The sequence below is a fragment of the Pseudoalteromonas rhizosphaerae genome, assembly GCF_028885455.1.
Classification (GTDB): domain Bacteria; phylum Pseudomonadota; class Gammaproteobacteria; order Enterobacterales; family Alteromonadaceae; genus Pseudoalteromonas; species Pseudoalteromonas rhizosphaerae.
The window spans coordinates 4,253,532-4,267,128 of the sequence record NZ_CP118496.1; the positions used below are offsets into that span (position 1 = coordinate 4,253,532).

At 41.1% G+C, this 13,597-nt stretch carries 10 protein-coding genes; 1 reads left to right on the plus strand and 9 read right to left on the minus strand.

The window, feature by feature from the left end:
• The first annotated feature begins 368 nt into the window (after positions 1-368).
• Positions 369-3,410: a TonB-dependent receptor gene (locus PVK79_RS18420; protein ID WP_257326332.1), complete on the plus strand. Its 3,042-nt coding sequence runs from the start codon at positions 369-371 to the stop codon at positions 3,408-3,410.
• A 94-nt stretch (positions 3,411-3,504) separates the two neighbouring features.
• On the opposite strand, the gene PVK79_RS18425 is transcribed toward PVK79_RS18420, so the two are convergent.
• The 9 genes from PVK79_RS18425 to PVK79_RS18465 form a co-directional block, all read right to left on the minus strand.
• A complete protein-coding gene (locus tag PVK79_RS18425; RefSeq protein WP_182735262.1) occupies positions 3,505-4,029 on the minus strand; it encodes a hypothetical protein in 525 nt (174 codons plus the stop codon).
• 108 nt (positions 4,030-4,137) lie between these two features.
• Positions 4,138-5,328 (minus strand): exo-beta-N-acetylmuramidase NamZ family protein, encoded by a 1,191-nt coding sequence (locus tag PVK79_RS18430; protein WP_257326333.1) that lies wholly within the window; start codon positions 5,326-5,328, stop codon positions 4,138-4,140.
• On the minus strand, positions 5,329-6,264 hold the full coding sequence (gene murQ, locus PVK79_RS18435) for an N-acetylmuramic acid 6-phosphate etherase (protein WP_145240861.1): 936 nt from the start codon (positions 6,262-6,264) through the stop codon (positions 5,329-5,331).
• Positions 6,261-7,166, minus strand: a complete 906-nt coding sequence (locus PVK79_RS18440) for a glucosamine kinase nucleotide-binding domain-containing protein (RefSeq protein WP_257326334.1) — start codon at positions 7,164-7,166, stop codon at positions 6,261-6,263. Before PVK79_RS18440 ends, murQ begins: the two co-directional genes overlap by 4 nt.
• A gap of 2 nt (positions 7,167-7,168) precedes the next feature.
• Entirely contained in the window at positions 7,169-8,755 is a 1,587-nt protein-coding gene (locus PVK79_RS18445; protein WP_145240857.1) for a sodium:solute symporter, read from the minus strand.
• 116 nt (positions 8,756-8,871) lie between these two features.
• A complete protein-coding gene (locus tag PVK79_RS18450; RefSeq protein ID WP_182759510.1) occupies positions 8,872-9,636 on the minus strand; it encodes a L,D-transpeptidase family protein in 765 nt (254 codons plus the stop codon).
• Positions 9,633-10,745: a dipeptide epimerase gene (locus PVK79_RS18455; RefSeq protein WP_182759511.1), complete on the minus strand. Its 1,113-nt coding sequence runs from the start codon at positions 10,743-10,745 to the stop codon at positions 9,633-9,635. The genes PVK79_RS18450 and PVK79_RS18455 overlap by 4 nt, the downstream gene beginning before the upstream one ends.
• Before the next feature lie 10 nt (positions 10,746-10,755).
• Positions 10,756-12,138, minus strand: coding sequence for an NlpC/P60 family protein (locus PVK79_RS18460; protein WP_182759512.1), 1,383 nt, complete (start codon positions 12,136-12,138; stop codon positions 10,756-10,758).
• A 53-nt stretch (positions 12,139-12,191) separates the two neighbouring features.
• A complete protein-coding gene (locus PVK79_RS18465; protein ID WP_257326340.1) occupies positions 12,192-13,529 on the minus strand; it encodes a hypothetical protein in 1,338 nt (445 codons plus the stop codon).
• Positions 13,530-13,597: the final 68 nt, after the last annotated feature.

Below are 13,597 nucleotides of genomic sequence, written 5' to 3' on the forward strand. Positions count from 1 at the left end.
TTAGTTCATAAACAATAATTATTATTGTAACTCCAACAGTATTGTTCCAACTCAATAAAAAATCCTCCTTCTTTAGAATGAAAAATACAAAAACATGTCATTTCAATATATTAAATATGATTAACTGCGCTAAAAATCGCGAAAACACTCCCCCAGCCTTACGCTTATATTGACAAAAAATATAACGAAACCAGTTTTTATATATTTTATTTATAGATACAACACAAATAAGGAAGAGTTTATTCTTGACCATTAATAGCAACGCATGTTTAATGGAATAGCAACAATTGATCAAAGTTTATAACTCTGTTTGGGGAATCAACAAAGTTCAGAGCTATAAGTTAATTATAATAAGGACGGGGAAAACAATGAAAAAACATGTACCAACCTTCACTATAAGCTCGTTAGCGCAGGCCACACATCGCGCTCTGCGAGTGCCAAAAACTGCAATAACCACCGCTATAATAGCTGCCTCGCTAGCAAGTGCTCCTGCATTCGCGAATTTAAACGGTAGCATTAAAGGTAAGGTAAAAACCGAGCAAGCAAACCAACCACTAGCGGGTATTACCATTATTGCACGTAGTAACGTCATGCCAAAAGCGCGTACGGTGGTAACCCGTGAAGATGGCAGTTATGATCTCCCGCAACTAAAACCAGGCACTTATGAGCTGACCTTTGAAGACAGCAGCGGCGTTACACAAACAATAACTGTTGATGTACTGCTAGAGCAAACCTCAAGTGCTAATGTTGTTCTTGGCGGTAAAAAAGATAATGTTGAAGTAATTACAGTGACAGGCAGTAAACTATTTCGACAAGGTAAATCAGCACTCACAAACTCATTAGGTGAAGAGGGAATTAATAATGTCCCTGTAGGTCAAGATTACCGAGACCTTTTAAAGCTTGTCCCTGGTATAGAACTTTCGGCAAATTCAACGTTGGGCCCATCAGCTGGTGGATCAGGTGTTGATAACTCATATGGCTTCGATGGTGTTAATGTGTCATTGCCGATGTATGGCAACTTAGCTTCAGAGCCATCAACACACGATGTTGCCTTTGTTACTATGGACAGAGGTGGTGCAAAAGCGGTTGGCTTTAACCGTTCTGGTGGCTTTTCAATTGACACAGTATCAAAATCTGGTACGGATGAGTTTCACGGTAATATAGAATACAAAATACAACCAAAAACCTTTGTTGCAACGCCAGTAGGTGAAGAGAGCTTTGAGCTTGATAAAAACTGGTTAACCGCAAGTTTAAGCGGTCCACTGATTGAAGATACATTATATTTTTATACCTCTTATTACCGTCCTGAAGAGACCAAAGCAAACAAAAACACAGCCTATGGCGAAGTAAAAGATTATGAGAGTATCCGCGACGAATACTTTGGTAAATTAACCTGGGCACCAACTGATGATATTTTGATAAATATCTCACAACGTACCTCAGATAAAGAAGTTAAAGGCGATTCGATTGGTGCTTACGAGATGGACACTGTATCTGTCGGCAGTAAAGCTGATCAAGATATCTTTACTTTAGATGGTTCATGGATCTTAGGATCAGCAACCACACTTTCGTTCCAATATAGTAAGTTTGAATTAGAAACAGGCTCACAACCTGATACACCATTGAGTGTAATCCCTTCTTTATCAAGCCAACTTGGTATTGATGACTTAGCTCAAATGGGTTATTTCTCTGTCCCAAGCTTAAGAAGTTATGACCCAGATGAAGGATTTAGCGAAGCACAAATCGCCGCATATAATGCTGGCGCAAATGCATTAATTAATACCTATGGCTATCTTGAAGACGCAGTGATGAAAGGCGGTGGTGGTGTTGGTGCATACGCAACTTATGACAATCAAAACTTTTATCGTGATTCCTTTGAAGTTAGTTTAGAACATGAACTTAGCTGGGGGGATGCATACCACATACTCCATTTTGGTGCAAAATGGGAAGAAGGCGAAGAGCAACTAACCAGACTCTCTAACGGTTGGGGTTCAATTGCATACATTGGTGGCTTAGTTGATGCTGATGCAAACACTGATGGTTTTGACCCTGCAAATGCTATCTACCGTGCTCGAGTCCAACAAATGAGTTTAGCAACTGCAGATGGCTCACCTGTATCAGGCATTAACTCTGAAACACGCAGCCTAAACTTTGAAATTAACGATACTATAGAATTGGGTGATTGGACTTATAACTTAGGATTATTGGTCAGCCAAGACACTTGGTATGGTCAAGGCTTAAAAGCTAAATCTGGTACTATTTCTGGCTATGAAGTTGCTCCTGGTCACAAGTACCAAATGTACCAAACCAACTGGAAAGATATGCTGCAACCTCGTTTAGGTGCAACATGGACTTATTCTGACGAAGATTCCGTATTTGCAAACTTTGCGATTTATAATCCTGAAGCGAGTTCATTATCTCGCGCAGCATCATGGGATCGAAACACTCGTGCCGAAATTGAGTTATTACTAGATGAAGCTGGTAATATTTTATCATCTTCACCTAGAAATGGTTCATCTGGTAAAGTATTCCAAGATGATATGAAACCACGTCGTATTAACGAATTTACTATCGGAACCACTAAGTATGTTGGTTCTGACTTAGTATTACGAGCTCATGTTCGTCACCGTAAAGGCATGCACTTTTGGGAGGATATGCCAAACAATGCGCGCCTAACTGATTACTCAGGTGTTGATGCCGAAGGTGTACCGCAACACATTGCAGATAAAGGCTTATATGTAGCTAACTTAGCTGATATTCGTGACGAAATTGGTGGTTCGTCTTATGTAATTGCAGAGGTTGATGGCGGCGAAACCAAATACTGGGAAGCAAGTATTGAAGCCGAATACTTGGGTGAGAATAGCTACGTAAACGCTTCATATGTATGGAGTCACTACTATGGCAACTTTGACCAAGATAACACCACAACAAGCAATGATGCGAATAACTTTATTGGTTCATCTTACTATGGTGATGGCCGTGGTCGTTATTCATGGGATAACCGTTATGGCACGCTTTCTGGTGATAAGCCGCACTTACTGAAAGTATACGGTTACTATACTCTTCCTTGGGAAGCTAACTTAGGGGCGTACTTCGTATTCCAATCAGGTAAAGCATGGGAAGCATGGGATGGAACAACATACGGCTACCCTACAAGCCATATTAGCCGCTATGCAGAGTCTGCTGGTAGTCGTCGCACTGCTAGCCATTGGCAACTTGACTTAAACTATACGCAAAACTTTAAGTTCTCTGGTGATATGGAACTACAATTTCGTGCTGATCTCTTCAATGTATTTAATCGCCAAACAGGTTATAACAAAAACCCGTATGTACTTGAAGAGAAGTTTGGTGAATCGCGTAGCTACTACAATCCACGTAGCTTGCAGTTATCAGTTAACTTTAAGTTTTAATCTTATGGATTAAAGTAAGCGCTCAATGGGCGCTTATTTCCCCATCCATGGTAAGGCCACAATTGTGGCCTTTTTTATTGCAAAAATACGTGTATTACTGCATAAATCGCTGTTCGTCGCTAATTTCACATTGTGCTATTTCTATTGGTTGATTACTTCTATCAACCAGCCAACATTCGTCATAAATAGAGCAATAGCACAGCTCGATTGCAATCTGTTCATCCATTTTAAGAATTTCTGTTAAATAAGCCTTATCTTTTATGGAAACCGCACTAAAATTCGCTTGACTTGGTAGAATACGTGTACCGATATGTGATTGAACTAAGTTCGTTGCAGCTATAAAATCAGACCATTTCTTAATGGGCTTCTCATTATAGATTACTTTGACATATTTAATAATTGCCGGACCTGTGCCGTTATTCATTATACCGTAACTAAATAGCTCATCCTTAGGTGAAAAACTCCTATACAACTCAACTCTCGGCCAAACCGAAGCCCTTGCATAAGAGCGATCAATCATCGTTGAGTAAATACCTATTATTGTTGTAACAACGCTTATCAATAACGCTGAAAAAGCAACTATCATTTCCGGCTTTTTATACCAAATGTCTTTTTTCATTATTATTCCTTTAAATTTTATTTATAGAACATACAGTTGAACTTTTCTAAGCGCAATAAAAAAACGCAGCCTAAGCTGCGTTTTAAAGGTTTATAAATGAAAATAGTCTTATTGATATAACAAATATGCTGCGCGTTGCTGTTTAAAGCGAGCTAGATCTTGTTGCCAGCTTTGTTTGATTTGCAGCTCTGTTTGGCCGGCTTCGATAGCTAAGCGCAGCTTATCAGTGCCTGCAAGTTTATCCATAAAGCCAGCACGTTCAAAGAACGTTTGCTCGTTTTGCGTAAAAGTTTTGTAGGCTGTAATAAATAAACTTAAATCTAGTCCTTTGATTGTACTGCCGCGTAAATCAAGACCTTGCACCTCTATCCCTTTAAATTTAGGGTTCATTGATGCTCCCTCAATAGCGCGCGGAGTAAAACTAAACTCCCCTAACGCAATCGGTGAATAACCTATCACTTGAAATGGAAAGTCTGTACCACGGCCAATTGTAATTGGTGTTGCTTCAAAAAAGCATAATGATGGATACAACGCAATTGACTGATCATTTGGTAAATTAGGGCTTGGCTGAACAGGTAAACTATACGTCATATCGCGGCGATAATGCGCCACAGGCACAACCGTCAAGTTTAGTGACGAAGCTTTATTTATCCACCCTTCACCTTTGATCATTTTTGCCAGCTCACCCACTGTCATACCATGTAATACAGGAATTTCATGCATGCCAACGAAAGACTGAAATTTTAAATCTAAAACTGGCCCATCAACATAAGCAATATTCGGGTTTGGCCTATCAAGTACAATAAAATCAATGTTATTCTCAGCAGCAGCTTCCATCATGTAATGCATTGAGCTGATATAAGTGTAAAAACGCACACCAACATCTTGAATATCAAAAATAATCACGTCTAATTCGCTTAATACAGCGGTATCTGGCTTTTTATTACTGCCGTAAATAGACACCACATCAATACCGGTCTTTGCATCCACCGTACTTTTTACATGCGCGCCGGCATCGTGGTCGCCACGAAAACCATGTTCAGGGGCAAATATTTTAGTAACATTCACGCCTTTATCACGCAGTAAGTCGACTATATGGGTGTCATTAACTTGTGAAGTTTGATTAACGACTAAGCCAACTCGTTTGCCCTCAAGTTGTGGTAGGTACTGCTGATATTGTAAAGCGCCAACACTTAAACTTACTTGCGGTGTATCAGTTAAGATTGCATCGTCAGTGCTGTTGTGGGCGCATGCGCTCAAAATTAGGCATTGTAATATAACCAATAATCTAATTAACATTTATAGTTCCACCGCTTTTCGTAAAAAACCATCCGCTTGGGTTAACATTTGCTCAGCTTGGGCGGCATCTTTGCCTGTTAAGATGATTAAAATAGCCAATTTAGCACTTTGTTTTGCTTGGGCAAGCGCATCGACTCCTTGCTGATGAGTGCAATCGGTTGCTTGCATTACGATGCGGATCGCACGAGCATGCAGCTTTTCATTGCTGGCATTCACATCAACCATCAAGTTTTTATAGACTTTACCGGTGCGGATCATACTGGCTGTGCTGAGCATATTTAATACTAACTTTTGTGCAGTACCCGATTTCATACGTGTTGAACCAGTTACCGCTTCAGCGCCAACTACCGGGCAAATGCCAATATCAGGTAGTTTCATTACCGCGGAGTTAGGATTACAGGTTACTCCAACGGTGATACATCCTATTGATTTTGCATACTCAATGGCTGCTCGCACATAAGGTGTACGGCCACTAGCGGCAATCCCTACCACGACATCTTTAGCCTGTAGATTAACGGCTTTAAGATCTTCTACGCCTAATTTTAAGCTATCTTCGGCACCTTCAACTGCTTTTTTAAAAGCCGTTTCGCCACCCGCAATTATTCCCATTACTTGTTGATCGCTGACACTGTAAGTTGGCGCGCATTCCACAGCATCTAAAATACCTAAGCGACCACTGGTGCCGGCACCAATATAAATTAAACGACCGCCTTGCTTAAATGCCGTTACAATATGATCGACCGCTTTGGCTATCTCTGGGATCACTAACTTTACAGCAGCGGCAACTTTTTGATCTTCCAAATTTATTTTGGTTAAAATTTCGCGACTATCGAGTAAATCTATATCCAACGTATCTAAGTTTTGTCCTTCTGACACAATCCCGTTCAGCTCTTCTAAAAGTGCACGCTGCTGATTAAAATTAGACTCAGGGCTCATTGTGTAATCCTTGTGTATTCAATTTGTTTAATGCGGTCGCTGGCTAAAATCACCGCACCGGCTAACGAATCCCCTTGACGGGGAGATAAATTCAGTTGTGTATTTTCATTTAATAATGCAATGGTTACGTCCGCTAAACCGCCAATAATTATGACTGGTAACTGGCTCTGACCACGACATTTTTCAATCAATCTCTCGACTTGTCGAACATGCTCACTAAGCACCGTATCGGCTATTATACACTGTGTTTTTAAACTAAAGATTAAAGGACTAAAACGCGCATAATCTAACGCTTTGGCCTTCATTAACCAACTTGATATTTGTTCTCGCTCACGGCCAACTTGTTCACTCAGCTGTTGCGTTAGCAGGCTTTTAGGTTGCTCAAAGCGGTCTATTTCATCTAACAAGCATTGCACAGCACTTAACCCTAAGCGCGCACCACCGCCAAAATCATCAACCGAAAAACCCCAGCCGCCAATTAATTTTGTTTCTCCATCAGCGGATAATCTTGCTGCTACAGCGCCCGTTCCTAACGCTAACATTGCAACTGGCTGGCCTAGATTTGCACCATATAATGAGGTGATTGCATCACTTACAATACTCAATTGCGCAAATTTAATATCACAGTCTAGCTGTAAGCTTGCAGTTACTCGCTCAGCCAACACTTTAGACGAGCCGCCCGCAAGTCCCATTACCGCCAAAATTTGGCTATGCTTAGCGCCACTTTGTGCACATACGCTAGTGATCACTTGCTGTAAACTAGTAAGCGCCGTATTAAGATCGTTATAAACTGAGGCTGCACCAGCCTGCGCAGTAAATTCTTCAGCGCTATATAAATTCACTAATTTCGCCAGCGTTTTGGTGCCCCCGCCATCAATAGCCAGTATATAGTCAATGTTCATGCCTATTGGGCTCCTACAGCTGACTGGCCGCGCTGGGCAAGTTGAGGTTTACCTAAACAACACACTAAAGTCGACAACGCAGTACCAATACATAACTGCCAAGTAAAGCCTAAATAGAAGCGATCTGCTGCCGGCAATAACCAATCAATGATGTATGGTTGCATGAATAAAGTGATCATAAAGCCGACAATTAACGCCGCCAATACTGAGCCTTCACTGCCACGTTTAGTAAATAGTGTTGTAAAATACACGCCCAGTAAACCACTGTACGAAAACACCATGACACTCAGCGCAAACTTAAGAAGCGGCATATCACTGTATTGCTGCCAGAAATAACAAACTATGGCCATTAATGCTAATGATAGGCTCACAACCGCCATGCCAATACGCCCAGCTTTAACAAAATGGTTATCGGCAACTTGCTTATTTTTAGCTGCTAAATAAGGTCGATATAAATCTTGTACAATGACCGACGACATCGAGCTTAAACCGGAGTTTAATGTTGAAATGGCCGCGGCAATGATACCGACGCTAACTAAACCTTTAACACCAGCAGGGGCCTCATTAAGTACGTAGTACATAAAAATAGTGATTTTTTCACCATTAAATTCTTGTACGACTTGCGCACCGTCACTGTTCATTAATGCTGGCTGCTGATAAACGATATAAAGTAATAAACCAATAAAGATAAATACCAACATCACGGGAATAACCATCACGATAGAAAGTAGTAATGCTTTACTGCCTTCTTTGTCACTCTTACACGTCAGTAGACGCTGTGTCATATCTTGATCAAGACCAAAGGCGGCAATGTTAAGTAACACAAAGCCGGTTAATACCGACGCCATATTGAACACTCCACTTGGGCCAAAATCTAAATCAAATTTGAAAATTGCCAGCTTTGAATCAGCACCGGGGGTTGGCTCATTTAAGGTTGCTAAAATAGTTGAAAAATCAGCGGGGATCAGTACCAACAAACACCAGATAACGGCAATCGCAGCACTGACATATACGACACTTTGCAGCACATCAGAATAAATTACACTGCGAATACCACCAAATACGGTATACAACAAACCCACAAGTGCTAATAGCAAAGTCGCTATAATCACACTTTCTGCGGCTATATTACCGTATAAAATCATCGCTACTGCAATCGCGGCCATATATAGACGTGCGCCACTGGCAAACACTCGGCCAAATAAATACATTAAGCCGCTGCGGCGTTTAGCTTTTGGCCCTATGCGCTTTTCAAGCAGTTCATAAACTGTGTACACTTTTTGTTGATAAAACTTAGGGATCAGAAAAATAGAAACAATAAATGCAGCTATGAATGCGCCAATGTTCGTCGCTAAATACGATAAATCACCTTGATAACCCTGATCAGGTCCACCAATAAAAGTGGCAGCAGACTGTGAAGTAGCTAATACCGAAATAGCCACCATCCAGGTCGGCATACTATTACCGCCTAAAAAGAAGTCTTTACTTGAGTTGGCGCGCTTACGGTTAAACCACCAACCACTGAGTAATAAAATTGCTCCGTAGCTTGCGAATACGAGCCAATCTAGCAAGGTGTATTGTGCACTCATTTATTATCCCAATTTCAAACCAATCAATGGAATATATTATTCCATTAAATTAATAAAAAGAAAACAATTTTATTATTTACTTTGTAAAGCCACGCGATCGCGTGGCTGTACACGTATTATTTAATCGCTGGTAACTTCCAAAGCAATTTTTTTTGTTGATATTGTTCGCTAGGTAAGCTCACTAACAATGGTTTTTTCTGTTCATCTAACCAAGCTAACAAGGTATCCATATTCTGCTCAGTCATTGCAGTACAACCGGCAGTTGGTTTATTTTCTGCGCGCCATAAATGCATAAAGATACAACTGCCTGCACCATCAACATTTTGACTATTGTGCTTAACCACTAAGCCTTTTTTGTAAAGGTTATCTTGGCTGTAAATATCACGGCGCATCCACTCTGACGAGTCTTTGACAGCAGCCTCTCCTACCACTGACTTATTAACTAGCTGGTTATAAAATGGCGAACCTTTGACATCAACACAATAGTCGTCAGCAGTCATGCCTTGGTAGGTCATATTGGTTTTTAATGAATCTAAATAACCAAACGCGGTGCCGAGTTCAAAAATACCAGCGGGAGCTTTACCATCGCCTTCTTGTTTTTGTTCGCCCGCTTGAGCTGGGTGTAAACCAATACCCCACGCAAGACCGGTGCGCCCAAGTACCACACTGTGACCTTGGCCTTGTTGTTGCCATTGTCCTGCAACACGCTCAAATCGATACAATTGTGCGGCAATGGCTTGCCAATCATCTGCAACCACCACCACTAACTGTTGGCTTTGCTGTGGGATAACTGCAGCAATTGCAGCTGCTGATGTACTTGCACTATTTGCACAGCCGCTGAGGGCTGCTGTGGTGATTAATGTTATTATTATTTTTTTCATAACGGCCAAATTCCATCGTTTATCGGTTGTAATGTGTCGATACTTTTAATCCCCAAGCCAGGACCATCACTTAACGTGATCGCTGGGCCATTAAATTCCACACCGCCTTGCACCGGATCATATTGGCCAAGCGCTGGACCGTCTAAGTCTATTTTACTGATCTGCTGGGCTTTTGCAGACGCTAAATGCGCCGCACCTGCAACGGCAATACTGCCTTCTAACATGCAACCGATCATACAATCAGCTTGATACTGTTCAGTAATATTGGCAATTTCAATAGCACGACTTAAGCCACCCGTTTTCATGACTTTGATATTGATAATATCAACAGCATTTTGCTCTAATAATTGAATTACTTGCTTGGGCGAAAAGGCACTTTCGTCAGCCATGATCGGCGTATTTACCCGCTCAGTAATATACTTTAAACCTTTAAAATCATCACTTTTCACTGGCTGTTCAACAAGTTCTAATTCAACATTGTGGCTTTCTAATTGCCGTAAAGCAAACACCGTTTGTTTAGCATTCCAGCCCTGATTTACATCCAAACGAATTTGCGTTTGCTGGCCAAAACCTTGATAAATCGCCTTCACTCGTTCGATATCTTGCTGTAAATCATTGCCAATTTTTACTTTTAAAATATCAAAACCTTGCGCTACAGCCACAGCACAATCACTGAGCATTTTATCAATATTATCAACGCTAATAGTGATATCAGTTCGTAATGTTTGACTACCACCGCCGAGCAATTTATACAGCGGCGCTTGATATAATTTACCCCACAAGTCATAAACAGCCAGCTCGAGTGCGGCTTTAGCGCTGTAATTTGCCACCACACTTGATTGGATCACTTGGCAAATTTGATTGAGGTTTTCGATTTCCATACCAATTAGTTTTGGCGCTATAAATTGTTTAATAACGCTAAGGATACTTTGGTGAGTATCGCCAGTTATTACTGGCGTAGACGCCGCAGCACCATAGCCAATTTCGCCTTTATCGGTTTCAATTAACACCACTAAGTCTTCAATATAGCTCACTTCACGCAGCGCTGTTTTGAACGGCGTAACTAATGGCACTTTAAGTTTGGCAAAACGTATCGCCGTAATCTTCATTTTTTAACTCCTAGCGAATACGCTTAATATTATAAGTACGGTCTAAATAGCTCTGAGTTTGCGATAAACGCAGTGGCAATAAAGGCGTTACCGATACCCCATTAAGTGAACTTGAATAAAAACTACCATCAGCCTTGTTATAACCCAACCCTTTAACATCATGGATCACATACGGTTGACCGTCTTGTTCACCTAAGTACATCATTACATGGCCTGGTATATAAATTAAATCGCCCACTTGCATGTTATTAACTACCGCTAATTTATCGCTTTCATTGCTGGTTTTATCAAAACGGTGATTTGTTCCATACTCTCCCTTCCCCTGCTGACCTGAATTACGCGGCATTAATAGACCAAATGATTTATATATTTCGCCAACAAAACCAGTGCAGTCACGGCCATTATAGTCGTGTCCCCAACCGTAGCGTTCGCCTAAAAATTTAAACCCTTGTTTTATTAAATGCTGTTGGGTGTAAGGTAAATACCCTAAATGCACATCACTGCTGCGACTGATCAAGGCAGGCTTAATAACTAACTGACCTTGTTCCCCGCGGGTTGGCAGTTGCACAACATAATTAGCGTAGGTGTTTTGGCCATTTAATAAATGAGGGGTTTTATCTGCCGGCATTAAAGGCAGACGAACGCCCATGTCCAATTGCACTTGCGATGTAGTGGTATCATTAGGCACGTAAGCGGTATTTACTTTTGCGCCAGTTATCAATAAAAAGTCATCGTTATTTTTAAATTCACGAAGTGTGCTTTTATTCGATATCGCAATATCAGCTTTGGGCGCCCATGCTAGATAGTTATAAGCGCGCACAAGTAACCATTTCTTATCGGCACTTTCATGCAATATAGCCACTGTGTCACCAGGGAATAATCCGCTTTCTTGAAAACGATCTAAGTCATTATCTAAGCCACTATTTAATACTCGGTCCGACGTTGGAAAAGTACGCAGGACTGAGCGCTTTACCACCATGGCATAACTAACTTGATTATTATCTGTCACAGCGTCTAAATTCAAATTGGCTAGATATTTTGCAAAATGCTTATTACTTAATGCCACGCCATTAGGGTAAAAACGCGGGCTTTTTGGTACCACACTAATACTGAGTATATATGCCTTTAACTGCTCACGAGTTAGCTGAGAGGCAAAATCGAGTGGATCGACAATATGTTCATTGTCAGCAATCAATTGTTTATTAAATGCCGCGATTTGCGCTGCACTCATCAGAGTTTTATCTGTCACTTGGCTTAACCAGTGCTGCGGGGTTAATTGAGATTGAGTGACCCCGATGACATCTGATTGCCACGTGTTATCCGCCGCAATGACGGGTGCCATGGTAATAATACTTGCTAATGAAATACTCAGGGCGATAAATGTATGTCGCATTCGTGGGTTCCCTATTATCAATTTGCTTGGTAAGTCGTGCTGTGTGCTACTTATTATTGCTTTTGCGGTATCAGTAGCTGTTTAAATGCATGCGTAAAATTAGCCTGCATTTTTAAGCCAACCACGGCTAAGTTTTTTTCACTTGCACCTGGCACACTATTTTGTGCCGCTAAGGTAAATTCGCGTCCACCTTGAATAAACGGTAAGTAAACATGAGCCAACATGACAGTTTCTGTGGTTGAGCGTGTTTCGCTTGGACCCCAACCTATTTTTTGCCAAACTCGCCATTGCCCCTGCGTTAACTCGTCTAAAATTTGTTTTGCTGGGCGAGTATCGTCTGGTGCAAGCGCTTGCGCTAAAGAGTCAGTGATCATTTGACTGAGCCCTTGCATCATACCACCCACTTTAGCGGTTTTATCCGTATTGCCGGTGCCATTAAATAGCACATCAATGTCTTGTGCTTGTAGTAAAGGCTGCTGAGTTAAGGGCTCTCGAGTGTGGCTTGCTAAACGTTTTAACCACTCAGCTTGAGCCAAAGTTGTCATGGCTTTATTACCAGTTAAACCACAGCCATCACACCGGTAGTCTAAATAAGCAGGATCATCGGTATTAACAGTAAAATAAGCGATATTGCTAGCAATAACATCACTATCAGTACTTTGCCAACGAATCGTGCTAGGAGTAAAAATCTCTGTAGCATAAGCACCTTTAAACATAATGCGAGAATCATTAAGCTTTAGCCAATTATCTGCAAATAAATTACTTAAATAATCACGCCCAGCAACATTAATAAAGTAGCTCGCTATTGCATTAGAGTTTCCATCAGCGCTGCCAAAATGCTCGTAGCTATTAATACTAGTGATCAAATCAGCAACATTGCTATCACCTATTAGCGCATCTGCACCAAGCTCTGGGTTTATTTGCCGTACTTTTGCAATTGCACCGCTAAAAGCTTGAATTTTAGATGAACTCCATGGCTCATATAAATCATTCTGGGTACCATTTGCTAAATAACGATACGCCAGGTGGTTACCTTGCTGTTGGTAATCAATTACTAACAACTTACCCTGCGATGTCGGAATATCAAAATAGTGCCAATCTGCTGCCACGCGTTGCTGCCATCCTAACTGACTGTAATTAACCTGCGCCGCCGTTTTATAGTGCGATTGCGCAACACGATTACCAACTAAATGCGCCTGCATAGGAATATTTGTTAAATCAGCCGGTAAGACAGGCGCAGCCAACATCACCTGTTGATAGAACTTCTCATGTTGCTCTTGTAACGATGCAACAATCTCTTGCTGTGGCTGACTCTGACAGCCAAAAAGCCCAGTTACTAAGCTCACACTGAAAACATTCAGCCCCGCTTTTTTCAGTTTCATTACAATCAAAATTAAATTCCTTATGATTTTTATTTTTGGAATATTTTATTGAAAATAACATATTTTCCACAGCAAGC

Coding starts and splice junctions, on each gene's coding strand:
- PVK79_RS18420 (WP_257326332.1), top strand. CDS start 369: ATGAAAAAACATGTACCAACCTTCACTATAAGCTCGTTAGCGCAGGCC.
- PVK79_RS18425 (WP_182735262.1), bottom strand. CDS start 4,029: ATGAAAAAAGACATTTGGTATAAAAAGCCGGAAATGATAGTTGCTTTT.
- PVK79_RS18430 (WP_257326333.1), bottom strand. CDS start 5,328: ATGTTAATTAGATTATTGGTTATATTACAATGCCTAATTTTGAGCGCA.
- murQ (WP_145240861.1), bottom strand. CDS start 6,264: ATGAGCCCTGAGTCTAATTTTAATCAGCAGCGTGCACTTTTAGAAGAG.
- PVK79_RS18440 (WP_257326334.1), bottom strand. CDS start 7,166: ATGAACATTGACTATATACTGGCTATTGATGGCGGGGGCACCAAAACG.
- PVK79_RS18445 (WP_145240857.1), bottom strand. CDS start 8,755: ATGAGTGCACAATACACCTTGCTAGATTGGCTCGTATTCGCAAGCTAC.
- PVK79_RS18450 (WP_182759510.1), bottom strand. CDS start 9,636: ATGAAAAAAATAATAATAACATTAATCACCACAGCAGCCCTCAGCGGC.
- PVK79_RS18455 (WP_182759511.1), bottom strand. CDS start 10,745: ATGAAGATTACGGCGATACGTTTTGCCAAACTTAAAGTGCCATTAGTT.
- PVK79_RS18460 (WP_182759512.1), bottom strand. CDS start 12,138: ATGCGACATACATTTATCGCCCTGAGTATTTCATTAGCAAGTATTATT.